Consider the following 19,059-nt stretch of genomic DNA (forward strand, 5'->3'; position numbering starts at 1 on the left):
GGCACCGGCTCAGGACCTCGACAGCACCCGGAAGGTGATCCCGGCACGGCGCAGACGCGCGGTCAGCGCGTCACCCATCGCCGCTGCCGGGGTCACCTGTCCGGCGGTGGGCGGCAGGTGGTCCAGGGTCAGGCAGAGAGCCGACTCGGCGAGCATCTTGGCGGTCTCGTCGTACCCGGGGTCACCGCCGACGACCTCGGTGACCACCCGGCGCCCGCCGCCGACACCGACGAACCGGAACGAGAACCACCCCCTGGCCCGCTGTTCGGCCGTCGGGCCCGTACCCGGGGCGGCCCGGCGCAGCAGCCACTCCCGGACCGGGGGGATCCGGACCAGGACGGCCAGTCCGGCGACCCCGACCACCGCGCCGACCAGCAGCGGCAGCCGCAACACGAGATGGTGCCGGAACCGGAAGTCGGGACCGTACCGGTCCAGGGCGGTGGCGGAACGGCCCACCACCACCGGGTCGAGCGAGGGCAGCGGCAGGACCCACCGGCCCAACTCGACCGATCGGCCGGGGCGCCCGGCGCCGGCCCGTACCCGGCGGGACCGCACCACCGGCTGGGCCCGCCGCCGGGCGCGGGCCGCTGCCGCCGCGCTCCGGCGCCGCGCCAACACCAGCAACACCGTCCGGTACGTCCCGGCCGACGGCACCCCCCCACGCCCGCAGGTAACCGTCCACTGTGACCGGTACGTCCGCCGGCAGCTCCCCGACGGTGAGGTGCACGCCGAGGTCGGCGGGTACGCAGTCGAACCCGCAGGCGTGCACCAGCCGCGCCCCGGTCCGAATGGCCCGCTCGTGGTGGCGGACGTACATCAGGTCGACGAACTCCGGCTCACCGGTGATGTCGAGGTAGTCCGTCCCGGCCTCGGCGCAGGCGGCGACCACCGGCTCCCCGTGCTGCACGTACGGGCCGACGGTGCTGACCAACGTACGGGTGCTCGCGGCGAGCCGGTGCAGCGATCCGGGGTCGGCGGCGTCGGCCGGGAGCAGGGGCAGGTCACGCCAGGCCGGGTCGATCGCGGCGAGGGCGTCGCGCACCTCGGCCAGCCGTTGCGGGCTGCGCCCGGCCAACGCCCAGCGGAGCGTGTGCGGCGCGTGGCGGGCCAGGTACCGGGCCGTCAGGCCACCGGTGAACCCGGTCGCGCCGAACAGGACGATGTCGTACGGACGGGGCGTGGACACCCGAGCAGTGTCGCACCGGACACCGGGGGCATCGCCGCCGTCCGCGCGGACCTTCGCGGGGCAGTGGGTGAACCGGTCTCCTCCGTCAGGGGTGAACTCCGGCGGGCCGGGTATCCGGGTCGCGCCCCGGGCGGGAGTCCGGGTCCAGGCTGTGCACGAACCAATGGATGTTGTCGTGTCCGCGGGGGTGGAACAGGATGCCCGAGGACCGGATCGGAGCCGGCGCCGCCGCGCCGCGCGGTCGTACCGGTGTGCTGGGGGAGGACAGGGTTGCCGTGGCGCCGCTGCTGGCCTCCAAGCTGGCGGTCGCGTCGCTGCCCGGCGCGGTGGTCGCCCGCCCCCGGCTGTTCGCGCTGCTGGAGTCCGGTGCCGCCGGCCCGGTCACGCTGGTGTCGGCCCCGGCCGGCTGGGGCAAGACCACCCTGCTCGGCTCCTGGTACCGGGCCCCGGACAACAACGGACACCGGGCCTGGCTCTCCCTCGAACCGGGCGACGGGGGAAGCCGGCTCTGGTCGTACCTGCGGGCCGCCGTCCGTTCCACCGACGACCCGCAGGGCGGTTCCGGCTCGCCGGCACCGGCCGTCGAGGGTACGGACGAGCCGGTGGACCGGGACTTCCTCGACCACCTCGCCGCCGAGCTGAGCCACCGGCCGGAGCCGGTCACGCTGGTCCTCGACGACTTCCACCGGATCGACGACCCGGACGTGGCCGACGGCCTCGAATTCCTGCTCCGGCACACCGGGGACCGGCTCCGGCTGGTCATCGGTGGGCGTACCGACCCGGCGTTGGCGCTGCACCGGTGGCGGCTCAGCGGTGAGCTGACCGAGATCCGCGCGGCCGACCTGGCGTTCACCGCCGCGGAGGCCGCCGAACTGCTGACCGCGCACGGCATCAGCGTCCCCGCCGACCAGACCGAGGAGCTACGCGTACGGACCGAGGGGTGGCCGGCCGGTCTCCGGTTCGCCGCGCTCGCCCTGCCCGGCCACCCCGACCCGGCCCGGTTCGTCGACGCCTTCGGGGGCGACGCCTCCGCCGTGGCCGACTACCTGTCGGTGGAGGTGCTGGCCGGGCTGACCGACGAGGCGCGGGACGTGCTGCGCCGCGGGGCGGTCGCCGACCGGGTCACCGGTGACCTGGTCAACGCCCTGACCGGGCGGACCGACGGGGACCGGGTCCTGGCCGAACTGGAACGGGACACCGGATTCGTGATCGGTCTGGGCACCCGCCCGCCCGCCTACCGCTACCACCGGATGCTCGCCGAACTGCTCCGGGCGCAGCAGCGGCTGCGTCCCGCCGACGAACTGCTCGACCTGCACCGGCGGGCGGCCGGCTGGGCGGTGGCACGGGAGTTGCCGGCCGAGGCACTCCGGCACGCCCTCGCCGCGGGGGAGTGGAACCGGGCCACCGGCATACTCGCCGAGCACTGGCCCGAGCTGGTCCCGTACGCCCCGGCGCGGCCGGGCCCGCCGGCACCGAACCCACCGGCGCCCGAGGCGGTACGCGCCGAGCCGGAACTCGCCCTGGCGTACGCCGTCGACGCGTTGGACCGGGGCAACCGGGCGGCGGCGAGCGGCTACCTGCGGCTGGCCGAGCGGCAGGGGTCCCAGCTCGACGGGGGCCGCCGGGACCGGTTCACGCTGATCGCCGCCGCGCTGCGGCTGGCCGGGGCGCAACTCGGCGGCGAGGTTCCGGAGGTGCTCGCCGCCGCCGCCCGGTTGCGCGCACTGGCGTCCCCGCCCGGTGCCGGTGCCGGTCGCCCGCCGGTGGACCTGCGGGCGCGGGCGATCGCCCGTACCGCCGCCGGTGCGGTCCAACTCGCCACCGGGGACCTGGTCGCCGCCGAGACCGAGCTGAGCGGGGCACTGGCCGACGCGCACCGGGCCGGACTCGCCCGTACCGAACTCGCCTGCACCAGCCGGCTGGCCCTGGTCCGGGCGGTACGCGGACGGCTCGCCGCTGCCGAACGGGACGCCCGGCTGGTGGTCGGCGGCGCATTCGACGGTGACGTGCCGACCGACCACGGGCACGCCTACCTCGCCCTCGCCCTGATCGCCCTGCACCGGGACCACGCGGCTGACGCCGAGGCGAACCTGACCCTCGCCGGTAACCGGATCGAGCAGGGCCGCGAACCCGCCGTCGCCGCCCTCGCCGCCTGGATCCGGGCCCAACTCGGCCGGGACCGGGGCGACCTGACCGGCGCGTACCAGCTCCTGCTCGCCGGCCGGGCCCGGCTCGGTGAGCAGCACCGGGCCGAGCGGTTGTCGCACTGGCTGCTCGCGGGCGAGGCCGACCTGTGCACCGCGCACGGCGACCTGGGCCGCAGCCGGGAACTGCTGCTCGCCCCCCTGGACGAGGCCACCGGGCCGGCGGAGGCGCTCGCCGTCGCGCTGTCCCGGGCGTACCTGCACGCGGGGGACCTGGGCGCGGTGGCCCGTACGCTGCCGGACTGGGCCGGGCCGGACGCCGACGCCTGGCTGCTGCCGGTACGCCTGGAGGCGGGGCTGCTCGACGCGCTGACCGCCCGTGCGGCCGGCGACCATCGTCGGGCCGCCCGTACGTTGGAGGAGGTCCTGGTGCTGGCCGCACCGGACGGGTTCCGCCGGGTGTTCACCCGGTCCGAGCCACCGGCCCGCGACCTGCTCGCCGCGCACCTCGACTCCGGTACGGCGTACTGGCCGATGGTCCGGGAACTGATCGCCACGGGTGCGGAGCAGAGCGGGCGCGACGCGATCACACCCACCGGCACCGACCGGCGGGACCGGGGCGGGCGGCTGGCCGCCGCGGTGCCGGGTCTGGGGGAGCCGCTGACCGACCGGGAACTCACCGTCCTGCGTTACCTGCAGAGCATCCTGTCCAACGTGGAGATCGCCGGTGAGCTGTCGGTCTCGGTCAACACGGTGAAGACGCACGTGCGCAACATCTACCGGAAGCTGGACGCGACCCGGCGGCGGGAGGCCGTCCGCCGGGCCCGTGAGCTGCGCCTGATCTGACCACAAACACGCGGATCGAGGGTCAGGTCGACGCCGCCTGGTCGACCGCCGCGAGCAGCTCCGGCAATTCGTACGAGCCGTCGTAGCGGACCCCGTTGACGAAGAACGTCGGGGTGCCGTTGACCCCGCTGCGGATCCCGCCGACGAAGTCGCGCCGGACCCGGTCGAGGTGGACGTGCCGGGCGACCTCGTCGGCCACCTCGTCCTCCGGCAGCCCGAGCTGCTGGCTGCCCATCGACAGGTGCACCGGGTCGAGCTGGTCCTGGTGCTCGAATATCCAGTCGTGCATGGCCCAGAACTGGTCCCGTACGCCCGCCGCCTCGACCGTCTCGGCCGCCAGTTCCGCGTACGGGTGCACGTTGCTGAGCGGGAAGTGCCGGAAGACCAGCCGTACCGTCTCCGGTCGCTGGCGGAGGAGTTCGTGCAGCCGGTGGTACGCCTGCCCGCAGTACGGGCACTGCAGGTCGGCGTACTCGACCAGGGTCACCGGTGCCTCCGCCGGCCCGCGTACGTGATCGTCGTCGGTGAGCGGCACCCGCAGTTTGCTCGACGTGACCTGCATCGGTGTTGTCATCGGGCCTCCCCGTCGTGCTCGGTGTAACCCTGCCCGGTCACCACGGCCGGATCAGGAAAGCTGCGTGACCACCGCGTCAGGCCCGCGCCTGCTGCCGGGTGGTGAGGGCGTCGAGCGCGTCGAGGATCCCGTCGGCGCCCGGATTCACGTCCATCGGCGAGACGTAACTCCAGCTCACCCGCGCCTGCGGGTCGAGTACGAACAGCGCCCGCTCGGCGTAGCCGTCCGAGCCGTAGACCCCGTACCGGCGGGCGACCGCGCCCTTTGGTTCGAAGTCGGACAGCAGGGGGAACTCGATCCCGGCACTCGCCGCGTAGGCGTTGTGGCACCAGACGCTGTCCACCGAGATGCCCAGCAGGGTCGCGCCGTACTGGTCGAATGCGGGCCGGGTGGCCTGGTAGAGGGCCATCTGGTCACCGCAGACCGGGCTCCAGTCCGCCGGGTAGAAGGCCAGCACCGTCGGCCGTCCCCGGGAATCCGCCAGGCTCACCTGTCGATCGGGCCCGGCCGGCAGGGTGAACTCCGGAGCCGGTTGTCCCGGTTGGAGTGCGCCGCTGGGATCAGTCATGTCTCTCATCCTCGCGCCGGGTCGGGTGACGCCGACTCACCCGATCCGGGTGGTACCCGCGCCCGCGTCCGACGGGGCCTCACACCTGTACGGTGATGTGGTTGTCGACGGCGGCGACGCCCGGCGCGGACCAGGCCACCCGCTCGGCCTCCTGCCGTTCCAGCCACGAGTCGACGGCACCGGTGAGCACGATCAGGTCGCCCTGCACCTCGATGTCGATCCGTTCGACGTCGGTTTCGGCGCTGCGGATCAGCGCGTTGACCACGAGCTGTTCCAACTCGTCGGGCGACGGCAGACCGATCGGACGTACGTTGATCCCGTTGGTCACGCCACGGACGCTGGCCAACCGGCGGACCGTCCGTTCCGCGGCCCGCTTCTGGTACTCCCACCCGACGTCGCCGCGCAGCACCACCCAGCCGTTGGAGACGGTCACGTCCAGGTTCCCGACCGGGACGAAGGCGTCCCACTCCAGGGCGCGGGTGGCAGCCAGGGCGATGTCGGGGTCGGTCCGCTCGGCCGAGGACGGGAGCCGGACCTCGATGTCGTTGGCCACCGCCCGGACCCGGTTGATCCGGTGCGCGGACCGTTCCGCCGCCCACTTCTTGGCGTAGTTGTCCACCCATCCGGTGAGGGTCACCACCCCTTCCTGCACCGTCACGCCGATCTCGTTGGGCTGGACCCGGGGCTCCCACTCCAGTTCGTCGAGGACGTCGCGCTGGATTTCCTCGTCGCTGCGGGTGATCGTCCTCGCCGAGGTCATGGTCGTTCCTCCCGCGGGATAGATTGCGCATCGGCGAACCGCCGGGGTGTGCCCGGTGGTGGCCGCGCTGTCACGGCCGATGTTCCGGCGTACCCGGGTGACGTCCCATCACCCGGGAAAGGTGAGGTCCGCCGGACCGGGCACGTGACAGGTCGCCAGCCGGTAGGGAATCATCGACTGTCGATCCAGCAGGTGCGTTGACGTGGGTGGAGGAGAGCGGATGACGACCGACGAGGTGACTGCGGGGAACCGGACGGCCGTATCGGCCCCGGCGCCCGAGCAGCCGGTCGGGCCGCCGCGCGGCCGTGCCGTGTCACAACGGGTCGTACGCCTGCTGCGGCACGAGTGGACACTCGCCTCGCTCGGCGGGCTGCTGCTGGCCGTACTGCTCACCTGGCCGACGTTGCGCGACATCACCCAGACCATCCCGCAGGACACCGGCGACCCGGTCCTGCAGGCGTGGCAGGTCGCCTGGGGCGGCCACGCCCTGCTCACCGACCCCGTCCAGCTCTGGCACTCGAACACGTTCTTCCCCGAGCGCTACACGTACGCGTACTCCGACACCCTGCTCGGTTACGCCCCGCTGGGCATGATCGGCGAGGGGCCGGTCGCCGCGATCGTCCGTTACAACATCCTGTACGTGCTGGTCCACGCGCTCGCCTTCGTCGGGGCGTACGCCCTGGTCCGGCAGCTCGGTGCGAACCGGATCGGGGCCGCGCTGGCCGGGGTCGCGTTCGGGTACGCGCCGTGGAAGCTGGCCCAGGCGGGGCACCTGCACGTGCTCTCGATCGGCGGCATCGCCCTCGCCCTGGCCATGCTCGCCCGCGGCCACGGCTGGTCCCTGACGTACGGCTACCGGCCGGAGCTGCGCCGTCCGGGCTGGGCGGTGGCGGGTTGGCTGGTCGCCGCCTGGCAGATGACGCTCGGCTTCGGCATCGGCCTGCCGTTCGGGTACGCCCTGGCGGTGCTCTGCCTCGTGGTCGTGATCGGTTACCTCTGGTCCTGGTGGCGGCGCTCGGCCCGACCGGTCTTCGGCCGTCGGCTGCTCATCGCCGACCTGGTCGGTGGGGTGGTCTTCGCGGCGATCACGCTCGCCATGGCGTTGCCGTACCTGAAGGTGGTCGAGCAGAACCCGGACGGCCGTCGGACCCTGGCCCACCTGGAGCAGTTCTCCCCGCCGCTGCGGGGTTTCTTCACCGCGCCGCCGGAGTCGTGGCTCTGGGGGGAACGGCACGCCGCCGCCCGGGAACTGCTCCCGTTCGCCGGTGAGATGACCCTGCTGCCCGGTGTGGTGCTGATCGGGCTCGCGTTCGCCGGGCTCTTCTTCTCCGCCTGGCGCGTACGTCACCGGGTGCTGCTCGCCGCCGGGGTGCTGGTGAGTGTGGCGCTCGCCGCCGGTACCAGCTTCGGCGGGGACGGCAGTCCGGGTTACGCCACCCTGTTCCTGCACCTGCCCGGCTGGGACGCGATCCGTACGCCGGGTCGGCTGATTCTCTGGACCACGCTCCTGCTCGGCATCCTCGCCGCCGGTGTGCTCAGCATGCTCGGCCGGGTCGAGTCGAGCGATCCGTCCCCGGCCGACGGTGTCGAGGGCGATACACCCGCGATGGACCCGGTCGACGGTGACAGCCGTGCATCCGCGACGGACCGGGTCGACGGCGACGACGCGTCCGTGCCCGACCGGGGCGCGCCCGACGGTGACGGTGACCGCGACCGATCCGTGGCGGAGGACGAGCCCGTGTCCGCCGCCGCCGTGCCGGCTCAGCAACCCGTGGCTGTCGGTGCCGGTGTTGCCAACGCGGTCATCCGGCCCGCGGTGCCGGTGGCGCAAACGGTGTCGGCACCGGAGCGGGTCCGGCCGGCGCGTCCGATGGCCGGCTGGGTGGTCCGACTCCTGACCCTGGTGCCGCTGGCCCTGGTGGTGCTCGAGGGGATCAACACCACCCCGCACGCACCGGTGCAGCCGCAACCGGCGGTGCTGCGCGGGATGGAGGGCCCACTGCTGGTGCTGCCGAGCGACGGGACGTTCGAGTTCACCATCATGCTCTGGTCGACCGACGGGTTCCCGAAGATCGCCAACGGGCTGGCGTCGTTCGTACCGCCGACGCAGCAACAGATCCGGGCGGTGACGCCGAGTTTCCCCGATCAGACGAGCGTGGCGTACCTGCGGCAGATCGGCATCCGGACAGTTGTCGTGCTACCCGAGTACGTGAACGGCACACCATGGCAGGATGTGCTCAACCGGGACACACAGGGGCTCGGGATCAGCCGTGAGGATATCGCCGGAGCGGTGGTGTTCCGGCTCGGCTGAGCTGGCCGGGGAGGTTTTGCGATGGACCGCCGAGTGGCCGCGCTGTTCGGCGGGATCGTGGCTGTGGGGCTGGGACCGGCGGTGTGGTTGGGTGGCACCCTGCTCCGCTCCGAGCCGTTGCCGGCGGCCCCGCTTCCGAGCGGTTCCGCCAGCGCCACGGCCTCGCCGACCGATTCCGCGTCGCCGGGTCTGCCGACCCCCGACCCGTCGGCGACGGTAGGCGTCCTCCTCCCGCCGGGCCCGGACCGGAACCTTCCGGGGCGGACGCCGGCCGCCCCCGGCAAGCCGACCTCACCGACACCGACCGGTACGCGCCCCGCCACCACCGGGCCACCGAGTCAGCCGACCTCGCCCCCGCCGGTCGACCCGACAACACCGCCGGAGTCGCCGGACCCGCCGCCCACCCCGGACCCGACCGAGGGCGATCCCACCGAGTAGCGCCAGCCGCCGCAACCCCGTCACGGGTGCGGCCACCACCGTCGTCCATTCTTTAGTTTAAATACGCAACTATTGACAGCGCTGACCGGCGCGTGTGAGTGTCTGCACGAGACCGGTGCGGGAGCCAATCGTGCCCGGTGCGTGAGCCGAGGGCAGCTCCGCACCACCGTCATTCCTCGCTCATGCACGCGCTCGGCGCGGCAGTCGATGCCCCGTGCCCGCTCACCGGCATCGGCGCGCCCACGCGCTCCGTGCATGGCGGTTCTCCGTCCCCAGTAACAGCGTCAGCGCTCAGAGGGAGCCGTACATGCGTAGAAGTCTCGCCAGCGCGCTCGCGGCCGTGGTTGTCGCCGGCGCGGTGGCCGTGGTGGCCCAGGTCGCCGTCAGCCCGTCCGCGTCACCGGCCGCGGCGGCCGCGTCCGAGCCGTACTCCTGGAAGAACGTCCGGATCGACGGCGGCGGCTTCGTGCCGGGCATCGTCTTCAACCCCACCGAACGCAACCTGATCTATGCCCGTACGGACATCGGCGGCGCCTACCGCTGGGAGCAGGGCAGCCAGTCCTGGACCCCGCTGCTCGACTGGGTCGGCTACGACAGGTGGGGCTGGAACGGGGTGCTCAGCATGGCCACCGACCCGGTCCAGACCAACCGGGTGTACGCCGCCGTCGGCATGTACACCAACGACTGGGACCCGAACCCGGGCGCCATCCTGCGCTCCACCGACAAGGGCGCGACCTGGCAGGCGACCGTCCTGCCGTTCAAGGTCGGCGGCAACATGCCCGGCCGGGGGCAGGGGGAGCGGCTGGCCGTCGACCCCAACCGGAACAGCACCGTCTACTACGGCGCCGAGGGCGGCAACGGCCTGTGGCGCAGCACCGACTACGGGGTCACCTGGGCCAAGGTGACCAACTTCCCGAACGTCGGCAACTACGCCCAGGACCCCAACGACCCGAACGGTTACCTGAACGGCAACCAGGGCGTCACCTGGGTCAACTTCGACCGCAGCACCGGTACGGCCGGCAACGCCACCCAGACCATCTACGTCGGGGTGGCCGACAAGCAGAACCCGGTCTACCGCAGCACCAACGGCGGCACCTCCTGGGAGCGGATCGCCGGCCAGCCCACCGGGTACCTGGCCCACAAGGGCGTGGTGGACCACGTCGGCGGCTTTCTCTACATCGCCACCAGCGACACCGGCGGCCCGTACGACGGGAACAAGGGTGACGTGTGGAAGTTCAACCGGGCGACCGGTGCGTGGACCCAGATCAGCCCGATCCCGTCGAGCAGCGCGGACGCGTACTTCGGGTACAGCGGGCTGACCATCGACCGGCAGAACCCGAACATCCTCATGGTCGCCACCCAGATCTCCTGGTGGCCGGACGCCATCTTCTGGCGCAGCACCGACGCCGGTGCGACCTGGACCCGGATCTGGGACTTCGGCAGCTACCCCAACCGAACCAAGCGCTACACGATGGACATCACCTCGGCGCCCTGGCTGAGCTTCGGCGCCAATCCGGCACCCCCGGAGGAGTCACCGAAGCTGGGCTGGATGAACGAGTCGCTGGAGATCGACCCGTTCGACGGCAACCGGATGATGTACGGCACCGGCGCCACCATCTACGGCACCACCAACCTCAGGAACTGGGACACCGGCGGCACCCTCACCATCCGGCCGATGGTCCGGGGGCTGGAGGAGACGGCGGTGCTCGACCTGATCAGCCCGCCGAGCGGGGCCCCGCTGGTCAGCGCGCTCGGCGACATCGGGGGCTTCCGGCACGCCAACCTGGACGCCGTACCGGCGATGATGTTCACCCAGCCGAACATGACCAGCACCACCAGCCTCGACTTCGCCGAGTCGAATCCGTCGATCATGGTCCGGGCCGGCAACTTCACCGACTCGGAACGGCCGAACGACAGCCACGTCGCCTTCTCCACCGACGGCGGGGCGAACTGGTTCCAGGCCCAGGAACCCGGCGGGATCAACAGCGGCGGTACGGTCGCCGCGGCGGCCAACGGGAGCCGGTTCGTCTGGGCGCCGGGTGACTCGGGCCAGCAGGTCGTCTACTCAATCGGCTACGGCAACTCGTGGACCGCGTCGACCGGCGTACCGGCGAACGCGAAGATCGAGTCCGACCGGGTCAACCCGAACAAGTTCTACGCCTTCGGCGGCGGTCGGTTCCACGTCAGCACCAACGGGGGCGCGAGCTTCACCGCCAGCGCCGCCACCGGGCTCCCGAGCAGCGGGAACGTGCACTTCAAGGCGCTGCCCGGGGTCGAGGGGGACATCTGGCTGGCCGGCGGGGACAGCACCGGCGGCACCGGGATCTGGCACTCGACCAACTCCGGCGCGAGCTTCACCAGGCTGAGCAACGTGACCGGTGCGGTGAACATCGGGTTCGGGCGGGCGGCACCGGGGCAGACGTACCCGGCGCTGTTCGCGTACGCGACGATCGACGGCAAGGCCGGGGTGTACCGCTCGGACAACGCCGGCGGGGTCTGGGTACGGATCAACGACGACCAGCACCAGTACGGCAACGCGGCCGAGGCGATCACCGGTGACCCCCGGATCTACGGCCGGGTGTACCTCGGCACCAACGGTCGGGGCATCCTCTACGCCGACCGGCTCGGTGGCCCGACCAACCCGCCGACGACTCCACCGACCAGCACACCGACGACGCGGCCACCGACGACTCCGCCGACCACCCCGCCCACCACCCGACCGCCGACCACCCCGCCCACCACCCGACCGCCGACGACTCCGCCGACCACTCGACCGCCCACGACTCCGCCGACCACGGCACCGGCCGGGGGTTGCTCGGCGACGTACCGGGTGACCGGTTCCTGGCAGGGCGGGTTCCAGGCGGAGGTGACCGTACGCAACACCGGAACCACCCCGACCACCGGCTGGGCGGTGAACTGGACCTTCCCCAACGCCCAGACCATCAGCCAGATCTGGGGCGGTACGCACACCCAGAGCGGGTCGGGGGTGGTGGTCCGCAACGTCGGTTACAACGGCGCCCTGGCCCCCGACGCGACCACGACCCTCGGGTTCCTGGGCAGTTACAGCGGCACCAACGGGGTGCCGAGTCCGGTCGGCTGCACCCGTAGCTGACCCACCGATCCGGGGCTGACACGAACCGTGGGGTCGCCCGCCGATGGTGCTGGCGGACGACCCCACGGTCAGCGCTTCCCGGTCCGGTCATGCCGGCCGGGGATAACCCGTTCAGTTGTGCAGGCGGACGCTGGGGTTCGGCGGGGTGACCTCGACGAACTCCACGCTCTCGGTCGTACTCGGATCCGCGCCCTCGCGGGCGATGACGGCGCGGGCGGCCGAGCCGGCGGCCCAGCCGATCGCGGCTCCGAGACCGGCGGCTCCGATGATCCAGAGCCAGGGCAGCCCCGGTCGCCGGCCGGCCAGTGCGGCGGAGGCCGCCGTGGCCCGCCGCCAGGCCTCGTCGGCGACCGAGCTGACCCGGTCGCCGGCCCCGTCGGCGAGGTGTGAGGTGCCCCGCCGGGCCGAGTGGGCGGTGTCCCGTGCGACGTGGCGCACGCTCTCGCCGGCCGAACCGAACGTGGCCTGCAGGTGCTGCCACGCCTGGTCGGCGATCTGTTCGGGCTTGCTGCGACGCGCCACCAGGTTCGTTCCGAACATCGTGGTACCTCCTCGGATGCCGAAAGCAGCGGGCACTTCGGACAGAGCCATCTGTTCGGCGCGGTTTCTGTTGCTTCGGAGGTGCCCGGACATGTTCGACCGCAAACCCGCGCGGACGGTTGGAAGTGGTGACGGAAATCCGCTCGTCGGGGCGGGTGTCGACAGGAGAAGGGCTAGCGGATCAGGACAATCGACGTACCACGGGCGAAATCGTCATCGTCATCGTCGTCATCGTCGCCACCGGACCCGAAGCCACAGGCCAGTACGAGGGCGAGCAGGACACCTATGCCAGCCAGGCCGAGCAATCGCTTCAGCATGATCAGTCCTCTCTCGGTGCGCGCGGTGGAGCGCGCCGGACGAGGCCCCGAGTCTAGGCACCCACGTCCACCCTCATGAATGTCCGTTTCGCTCGCTGGCAGACGTGTCGCCGCGCACATTCTCCGCCGCTCACCGTACGCGTCAGGGCTGGTGGTGGGCGGTATGAGGGCGGGACGGGAAGGGGTGCAGTGGCGGGTGGGGACCGCGTCGGGGCGGTGGCTGACGGATCGGGGGATACCCTGATGGCCGGACGGCGCTGTAGGTGGCATCCTGAATCGTGAGAACATATGCTGACGAATGACCAGATAAGGACTGTTTTGTCGGACCGGCCGCATAGATTGCCGTGCCGGAGGGGTGGCGACCGGGGCCATCTGAGGAATACTCTCGGTCGCGGCCCGCGTACTGATGAAGCGCCCGGATCTGGGCGAGTGGAGGTGCTCGCGTGAGCCTGTCGATCGCCAAGTCGATCCTGCCTGGTGGAGTCGTGGAGATCGCCCCGCGTGGCGAGATCGACGTCGACACCGCGTACGAGGTGCGCGAAGCTGTTGTCGGCCTGCTCGCGAAGGGGCGTCCGCCCCGGATCGAGCTCAACATGCGACTGGTCAGTTTCATCGACTCGGTCGGGATCAGCGCCATGGTCGCCGGTTTCCAGACCGCCGAGGTCAGCGGTGTGAAACTGGTCGTCACCGAACCGAGCCGGTTCGTTCACCGGCAGCTCTGGGTCACCGGACTGCTCGGCCTCTTCGGCGCCCCCGAACCGTACTTCTCCGGGGCGGCTCCGACACCGGAACCGCAGCTTCCCGGCGCCTGAAACGATCCACCCTCCGTCACCGGCCGGCGTCGAACACCCCGGCCGGTGACGGAAACGGGTCAACCGCGCCGACCCGACCCGTTCGAACCCGGAAGCTCCTCCGAGCCCTGAAGCCGGCCAGAGCCAGGAAGATCGCCCGAGCCGGACGGGTCGTCCAGCCCGGACAGGTCGACATCCGTCGCCTCCGTGATCGCCCGGACCGCGGTGACCGAGGCATAACCGGCCGCCAACCAGGCGACATCGGTGCCCGGACGCACCTGCTCGCCGGACTCCTCCAGAGCGGTCCGGACAAAGCCCCGCCCCGACTCGGCCACGGTCATCTGCACCTGCCCGAATCCGGCCAGGGCGCCGGCCCGTACGCCGAGCAGTTCCTCGTACGGCCGGTCCGGAGCGTTGACGTTGAGTACGCTCTCCAGCGGTCCCGAGGTCAACCGGGGTAGCAGGTCAACCGCCACCCGGGCCGCCGTCGCCCAGTTGCGTACCTCGTCGCGGAACCGCCCGGACGAGGCCACCGCCGCCCCGCCGCTGCCGGTGGTGCCCTCGCCGACGGAGAGCACGTCGAGTGAGACCGCCAGTGCGTGACACCCGTTCGCGGCGGCGGTGAAGGCCGCCCCGACCGTGCCCGAGTGGAGCACCGCCCGGCCCACGTTGGCGCCCCGGTTGACCCCGGACACGACCAGCGTGGGCGGCGGCCCGAACGCGCCGTGGATCGCGATCAGCGTGATGAAGCCCGGCGAGCCGGCCACCCCGTACGCCGGGATCCCGGCCAGTTCCTCGATCTCGTGCTCCTCGACGACCACCCGACCCTCCCGCTCGGTCGCGATCATCGCGGCGCTGGTGCCGCTCGCCTCCTCGCTCGGCGCCGCCACCACCACGTCGTACCCCCGGTCGGCCACGGCGCGGGCCAGCCACCGGATGCCCGGCGCGGCGATACCGTCGTCGTTGGTCACCAGGACCCGGACGGTCACGAGCCGGCCGCCCGTCCGGCGAAGTCGTCCGGTGTCATCCGGTCCTGCCGCCCGGACCCGATCGGGGCCAACTCGACCCGCTCCACCAGCCCGGCGATCGAGTCCTGCCGACCGGTGCCCAGCCCGTGCCGGGTCACGTTCAGCCCACCGGCCGCCGCCCCGGTACGCACCGCCAGTTCGAGATCCCCACCCCCGGCCAGTACGGCGGCCACCCCGGCGGTCATCGAGTCCCCGGCCCCGCGCGGATCGATCGCCTCCAACCGGGGCATGTGGACCTCGTACACCTCGCCGTTGACCAGGGTCAGCGCCGGTTCGTCGGCCCGGCTGACCACCACCGACTCGGCACCGGTCGCGTGCAGCTCGTACAGCACCCGGGTCAGTTCGGCCTCGCTGTCGTCGTCGGCCATGCCGTCCCGGAGCAGCTCCTCGTGGCTGACCTTGAGGAACGAGACCCCGCTCTCGAGCACCGCGCGCAGGTGGTCACCGGACAGGTCGACCACCACCCGGCTGCCGTTGCGGCCCAGGTCGGCGGCGAGCCGCCGGTAGATGTCCGCCGGCACCAGGGACGGGTCACCCGGTCCGCTGAGCACACTGACCGGTGCCAGGAGGCCCTCGCCGAGCGCCAGGTTGTAGAGGTCGTCCAGCTCGTGCCGGTTGAGCGCGTGCCCCGGTACGTCGACGATCTCGTCCCGCCGGCCGTCGCGGCGGTCGTGGACGTACCCGCCGCTGCTCGAATCCCGGCGGACCACCTTCAACTCGACGCCCTCGCTGGCCATCAGCGGTTCCAGCACCTGGCCGATCTCGCCACCGAGGCTGGCGCAGAGCACCACCCGGGTACCGAGACAGGTGATCATGCGGGCCTGCCAGACCCCCTGACCACCGGGATGCAGATGGATCTCCGGTTCGTCGTTGGGCTGGTCGATCGTGACCGTCAGTTGTGGAGCGGGCGCGAAGACCATGACGTGGGCATTCATGCCCGCTACGTTTCCCTACCCGGCGAACGACAGGCGGCTGATTCGCGAACATCGCTGCACCGGAAGGTGGCGCCCGCGTTGTTCCGGTTCGGCCGTACGGGCTTTTCCGAGTGCCGTTCACGTGGTGCACTGTCCGGCAACCATCGACGCTCGCCGCGTCGACGCGCACAGGATCCATGCGCACGGAATCGACGCCCACGGAGGAGAGCCGGTGCCGAAGCAGGACAACTTCCACTACACGGTGCAGGCGCGGTGCAGCCGGGCCGACGCCGTACGGCTGTTCGCCGACCTGAGCGCGCAGGCCGACCTGCACCCGCTGATCATCCGGGTCGAGCCCCGACCGGCCCGCCCTGGAGCGCTGCGCAGCTACACCATCTCCGACCGGCTCGCCTGGGGGCCGTTCACGTTCCGCACCTCTTACCAGGCGGACATCCTGACCGCGAACGAGGACGAGGTGGTGGCGGTCGCCCGGCAGTGGCCGAACACCACCGTGCGCAACCACGCCCGGCTGAGCTCGGAACCGGACGGGATCACCCGGATCGACGTACAGATCACGCTGTCGGCGCCGGGACCGCTGTTCGCGTACGCCTTCCGTCAGGCACGGACCGCGCACCTGGCTCTCGGGTCGCGGATCCAGGCCACGCTCGACGCCACCCCCACCGCCTGACGGCGGTGCCCGTCCCGGCCGGGACGGGCACCGCCGTCAGGCTCACCGCCAGGTGTCGGTCCAGGTGGCGGTGCAGGGCGCGTACGTCGGGGGGTTCCGGGTCCGGTTGGGGTCGCTTTCCCAGACCACCTGGGACCCGTTCTTCTTGATGTACTTGTACTGCACGGGGGCGCTCGGCGGCAGGGTGACCGAGGCCCGCCAGACCGGGTACGCGGCCGACGACAGCGGGAGCGCGTTCGCCGGATCCCAGTTACCGAGGGCCGCCGTGTTGCCGGTGACAAAAACGTTCTGCCCCCAGACGGTGGTGGCGTTGACCTCGAAGGTGACCGTGGTGGCGCCGACGCACTGCCCGGCCGGCGGGGTGGTCGTCCGGGTCGGCGTGGGTGTGGCGGTCGTACGGGCGTTGACGTGCAGCGCCAGGGCACCGTTCGCGGGCACGGTGGCGGTGAACTGGCCGGCGGTGTTGACCGTGTACCGCGCCCCGGTGCAGTTGCCGGCGGAGAGGTCGCCGGCCATCACGTCGCAGTAGGTGCCCGCCGGCAGGCTGCTCTGGAAGGTACGGGTGAGGGCGGCCCCGGCACGGTTGAACGCCGCGTACGCGACGTTGCCCCGGCCGAACCCGATCTGGTTCGACCCGTTGCTCCACCAGTTGGTGACACCCGCCCCGGCGGCGGTGTTGCGCAGCCCGACCATGTTCGCCGTGGTCCGCCAGCGGTGCTCGCAGGCCCAACCGCTGGCACAGTTGACCGCGCTGGTGGTGCCGCCACTCGCCGGTGGACCGGCCTCCGGGTCGGTGAAGGTGAAGCTCGACATCACCTGGGGCACCCCGTACGGCCACGCGATCATGAACGCCTCGGCCAGCGCGTACGACGAACCGTTGTGGTAGGTCAGCTTCGCCCGGCCGTTGCGCTGGGTGTCGTGGTTGTCGACGAACGCGACCGCGTCGGCCGAGCCGAGCCGCATCGAGGAGGCGAGGTTGTTCAGGTTCGCCAGGTTCCCGTCGCGGAAGGCGGTGCCGACCACGTCGCCGTACCGGAACTCGGTGACGTCGCCGATCCCGGCGTACTCCTCGGGCGTGGGTTCACCGGCGCCGCCCTCGATCACCTCGGAGAAGACGTAGGGATCGCCGGTCACCGGGTTGACGATCGCCGCCAGGTCCGCGGCGGGCAGGTGCTTGGCCGCGTCGACCCGGAAGCCGTCCACGCCGAGCGAGACCAGGTCATTGAGGTACGCGACCAGCTTGCCGCGCACGTACGACGACTCGGTGTTCAGGTCGGACAGGTCCACCAGTTCGCAGTTCTGGATCTCCCACCGGTCGCCCCAGTTGGCGATGTCGTCGTTGCCGTTGCGCCCGCAGTGGTGGAAGTCGCCCGTCCCGTACGGCACCGCCGGGTACGCGTAGTGGCTGTACGTCGACCCGCCGCTGCCGGCCCCGGTGGACGCCCCACCGGCCATGTGGTTGACCACCGCGTCGACGTAGATCTTCACCCCGGCGTTGTGGCAGGTCTGCACCATGCTGGCGAAGGCGGCCCGGTTTCCCCGGCGGCTGGTCAACTGGTAGCTGACCGGCTGGTAGTCCTGCCACCACGGGTAGCCCCGACCGGGCAGTACGACGTGCTCCTGCGGTGGGGAGACCTGCACCCCGCCGAAGCCCTTCGGGCCGAGCACGGTGGTGCACTCGTTGGCGACCGACGCCCACGGCCACTGGAAGAGATGGACGATCACATCCTTGCTGCCCGGACTGGCCGGACTCGCGGTGGCCCGCTCGGCGGGTCGGCCGACCGCGCCGACGAGCAGCGCGGCGACCAGCAGGCCGGTGGTGAGCAGGGCGGTGGTGACGACGGCGTGGCTTCTTCGGACACCCATGGTGATCCTTCGCGGGGGAGAGCGACGCGGGACGGGAGGCAACCCTGCCCCAGTCACAGGCAGGACGACGTCGTGTTGCAGTTTGATGAACAATTTACTCCCGACAATGTCTCAAAAGAAACGCGGCCGACCGGGGGGACCGCTCGTGTTGCCGCTGGGGGAGGGGCGTGAGAGTGTGCTGCACGCGCGGCGGGGTGGTTTCGCCGCTGAAGTCCTGACGTTCGCGGGAAAGTGGGTAATCCATGCGTTCGACCCGGTTCCTCGTCGCGGCCTGCCTGGCCTCGGCCACGATCGCGCTCGGTGCCTGCGGAGGCGGGTCGTCCGACGACAACTCGTCGGCCCCGCCCTCGCCCGGCGCGAGCGCATCGACACCGGCCGGTGCCGCGCCCAGCCCGTCGGGCAGCACCACCCCTGATCCCGGCGCCACCCCGGCGGCCGGAAACGCCATGCCGGCACCCGGCGGCGCCGCCCCGGCACCAGGAGGCGCGGCCCCGGCACCCGGCGCTGCGGTCAACTGCACGGCCAAGGGGCTGAAGGCGGAGCTGACGGTCCAGCGGGCCGGCATGGCGATGCTGATCCTGACCAACGCCGGATCTTCCCCGTGCCGGGTCGAGGGCTGGGTCAACCTGCGGCTGGAGGCCGCCGACGGCGGTCTGTTGAAGGTCAGCCAGCAGCGGGTCAGTCAGCCCGGTGCGACCGTCGCCGCCGAACTCGACCCCGGAGAGTCCGCCTTCGCCGGGATCAAGTGGACGACCTGCGCCAAGTCGGCGGGAGACTGCTCGGTCGCCACCACGGTCCGGGTCGGCCCGGCCGGTGACACCGACGTTGTCGTCGCCCACGTCACCGGCATTGACGGCGGCAACCAGGCGGTCACCGAACTGCCGCTGAGCAGCGTGCAGATCGGCACGATCCAGCCCAGCCGGCAGGGCGTCGTCGCCTGGTGACGGGCCCGTTGCCGACGCCCATCGTCACGTCG

The 19,059-nt window shown here is 71.9% G+C and carries 15 protein-coding genes and 1 pseudogene; 7 read left to right on the top strand and 9 right to left on the bottom strand.

Going from position 1 to position 19,059, the window contains the following annotated elements:
* Positions 1–9: 9 nt before the first annotated feature.
* A pseudogene (locus ACWEFB_RS05655) lies at positions 10–1,186 on the bottom strand (saccharopine dehydrogenase family protein).
* Positions 1,187–1,383: 197 nt separating this feature from the next.
* Here ACWEFB_RS05655 and ACWEFB_RS05660 point away from each other — a divergent pair.
* Positions 1,384–4,176 carry a LuxR C-terminal-related transcriptional regulator gene (locus ACWEFB_RS05660; protein WP_452282546.1) on the top strand — a complete coding sequence of 931 codons (2,793 nt, stop codon included), beginning with the start codon at positions 1,384–1,386 and terminating at the stop codon, positions 4,174–4,176.
* A gap of 22 nt (positions 4,177–4,198) precedes the next feature.
* On the opposite strand, the gene ACWEFB_RS05665 is transcribed toward ACWEFB_RS05660, so the two are convergent.
* From ACWEFB_RS05665 to ACWEFB_RS05675, 3 genes are all read right to left on the bottom strand, one after another.
* Positions 4,199–4,750 (bottom strand): DsbA family protein, encoded by a 552-nt coding sequence (locus tag ACWEFB_RS05665; protein WP_452282548.1) that lies wholly within the window; start codon positions 4,748–4,750, stop codon positions 4,199–4,201.
* A 76-nt stretch (positions 4,751–4,826) separates the two neighbouring features.
* Positions 4,827–5,318 carry a redoxin domain-containing protein gene (locus tag ACWEFB_RS05670; protein WP_452282550.1) on the bottom strand — a complete coding sequence of 164 codons (492 nt, stop codon included), beginning with the start codon at positions 5,316–5,318 and terminating at the stop codon, positions 4,827–4,829.
* Positions 5,319–5,397: 79 nt separating this feature from the next.
* Positions 5,398–6,078: a BON domain-containing protein gene (locus ACWEFB_RS05675; RefSeq protein ID WP_452282552.1), complete on the bottom strand. Its 681-nt coding sequence runs from the start codon at positions 6,076–6,078 to the stop codon at positions 5,398–5,400.
* Positions 6,079–6,313: 235 nt separating this feature from the next.
* On the opposite strand from ACWEFB_RS05675, the gene ACWEFB_RS05680 reads away from it, so the two are divergent.
* From ACWEFB_RS05680 to ACWEFB_RS05690, 3 genes are all read left to right on the top strand, one after another.
* Positions 6,314–8,389: a hypothetical protein gene (locus ACWEFB_RS05680; protein WP_452282788.1), complete on the top strand. Its 2,076-nt coding sequence runs from the start codon at positions 6,314–6,316 to the stop codon at positions 8,387–8,389.
* Between the two features lie 21 nt (positions 8,390–8,410).
* The gene (locus ACWEFB_RS05685) at positions 8,411–8,827 is read left to right on the top strand and encodes a hypothetical protein (protein WP_452282554.1); all 417 of its coding nucleotides are present in this window, start codon (positions 8,411–8,413) and stop codon (positions 8,825–8,827) included.
* 307 nt (positions 8,828–9,134) lie between these two features.
* Positions 9,135–11,939 carry a cellulose binding domain-containing protein gene (locus ACWEFB_RS05690; protein WP_452282556.1) on the top strand — a complete coding sequence of 935 codons (2,805 nt, stop codon included), beginning with the start codon at positions 9,135–9,137 and terminating at the stop codon, positions 11,937–11,939.
* 111 nt (positions 11,940–12,050) lie between these two features.
* Here ACWEFB_RS05690 and ACWEFB_RS05695 read toward each other — a convergent pair whose 3' ends face one another.
* Entirely contained in the window at positions 12,051–12,479 is a 429-nt protein-coding gene (locus ACWEFB_RS05695) for a hypothetical protein (RefSeq protein ID WP_452282558.1), read from the bottom strand.
* Between the two features lie 173 nt (positions 12,480–12,652).
* Positions 12,653–12,796 carry a hypothetical protein gene (locus ACWEFB_RS05700; protein WP_452282560.1) on the bottom strand — a complete coding sequence of 48 codons (144 nt, stop codon included), beginning with the start codon at positions 12,794–12,796 and terminating at the stop codon, positions 12,653–12,655.
* Between the two features lie 443 nt (positions 12,797–13,239).
* Between ACWEFB_RS05700 and ACWEFB_RS05705 the strand changes: the two genes are divergently transcribed.
* Positions 13,240–13,608, top strand: a complete 369-nt coding sequence (locus ACWEFB_RS05705) for an STAS domain-containing protein (RefSeq protein ID WP_326556473.1) — start codon at positions 13,240–13,242, stop codon at positions 13,606–13,608.
* 59 nt (positions 13,609–13,667) lie between these two features.
* Here ACWEFB_RS05705 and surE read toward each other — a convergent pair whose 3' ends face one another.
* Together surE and ACWEFB_RS05715 are read right to left on the bottom strand one after the other, a co-directional pair.
* Positions 13,668–14,576 carry a 5'/3'-nucleotidase SurE gene (gene surE / locus ACWEFB_RS05710; protein ID WP_452282562.1) on the bottom strand — a complete coding sequence of 303 codons (909 nt, stop codon included), beginning with the start codon at positions 14,574–14,576 and terminating at the stop codon, positions 13,668–13,670.
* On the bottom strand, positions 14,573–15,550 hold the full coding sequence (locus ACWEFB_RS05715; protein WP_452282564.1) for a 1-phosphofructokinase family hexose kinase: 978 nt from the start codon (positions 15,548–15,550) through the stop codon (positions 14,573–14,575). Before ACWEFB_RS05715 ends, surE begins: the two co-directional genes overlap by 4 nt.
* Before the next feature lie 211 nt (positions 15,551–15,761).
* Between ACWEFB_RS05715 and ACWEFB_RS05720 the strand changes: the two genes are divergently transcribed.
* Entirely contained in the window at positions 15,762–16,217 is a 456-nt protein-coding gene (locus ACWEFB_RS05720; protein WP_326556476.1) for an SRPBCC family protein, read from the top strand.
* Positions 16,218–16,259: 42 nt separating this feature from the next.
* On the opposite strand, the gene ACWEFB_RS05725 is transcribed toward ACWEFB_RS05720, so the two are convergent.
* Entirely contained in the window at positions 16,260–18,083 is a 1,824-nt protein-coding gene (locus ACWEFB_RS05725; RefSeq protein WP_452282566.1) for a carbohydrate-binding module family 20 domain-containing protein, read from the bottom strand.
* Between the two features lie 242 nt (positions 18,084–18,325).
* Between ACWEFB_RS05725 and ACWEFB_RS05730 the strand changes: the two genes are divergently transcribed.
* Positions 18,326–19,027, top strand: coding sequence for a DUF4232 domain-containing protein (locus ACWEFB_RS05730; protein ID WP_452282568.1), 702 nt, complete (start codon positions 18,326–18,328; stop codon positions 19,025–19,027).
* Positions 19,028–19,059 lie beyond the last annotated feature (32 nt).

The sequence above is a fragment of the Micromonospora sp. NPDC004704 genome (genome assembly GCF_053601675.1).

Excerpts from the sequence above, each read along its gene's own strand:
- ACWEFB_RS05660 (WP_452282546.1), top strand. The coding sequence starts at position 1,384 with ATGCCCGAGGACCGGATCGGAGCCGGCGCCGCCGCGCCGCGCGGTCGT.
- ACWEFB_RS05695 (WP_452282558.1), bottom strand. The coding sequence starts at position 12,479 with ATGTTCGGAACGAACCTGGTGGCGCGTCGCAGCAAGCCCGAACAGATC.
- ACWEFB_RS05715 (WP_452282564.1), bottom strand. The coding sequence starts at position 15,550 with ATGAATGCCCACGTCATGGTCTTCGCGCCCGCTCCACAACTGACGGTC.
- ACWEFB_RS05725 (WP_452282566.1), bottom strand. The coding sequence starts at position 18,083 with ATGGGTGTCCGAAGAAGCCACGCCGTCGTCACCACCGCCCTGCTCACC.
- ACWEFB_RS05685 (WP_452282554.1), top strand. The coding sequence starts at position 8,411 with ATGGACCGCCGAGTGGCCGCGCTGTTCGGCGGGATCGTGGCTGTGGGG.
- ACWEFB_RS05700 (WP_452282560.1), bottom strand. The coding sequence starts at position 12,796 with ATGCTGAAGCGATTGCTCGGCCTGGCTGGCATAGGTGTCCTGCTCGCC.
- ACWEFB_RS05665 (WP_452282548.1), bottom strand. The coding sequence starts at position 4,750 with ATGACAACACCGATGCAGGTCACGTCGAGCAAACTGCGGGTGCCGCTC.
- ACWEFB_RS05690 (WP_452282556.1), top strand. The coding sequence starts at position 9,135 with ATGCGTAGAAGTCTCGCCAGCGCGCTCGCGGCCGTGGTTGTCGCCGGC.
- ACWEFB_RS05730 (WP_452282568.1), top strand. The coding sequence starts at position 18,326 with ATGCGTTCGACCCGGTTCCTCGTCGCGGCCTGCCTGGCCTCGGCCACG.
- ACWEFB_RS05675 (WP_452282552.1), bottom strand. The coding sequence starts at position 6,078 with ATGACCTCGGCGAGGACGATCACCCGCAGCGACGAGGAAATCCAGCGC.
- ACWEFB_RS05670 (WP_452282550.1), bottom strand. The coding sequence starts at position 5,318 with ATGACTGATCCCAGCGGCGCACTCCAACCGGGACAACCGGCTCCGGAG.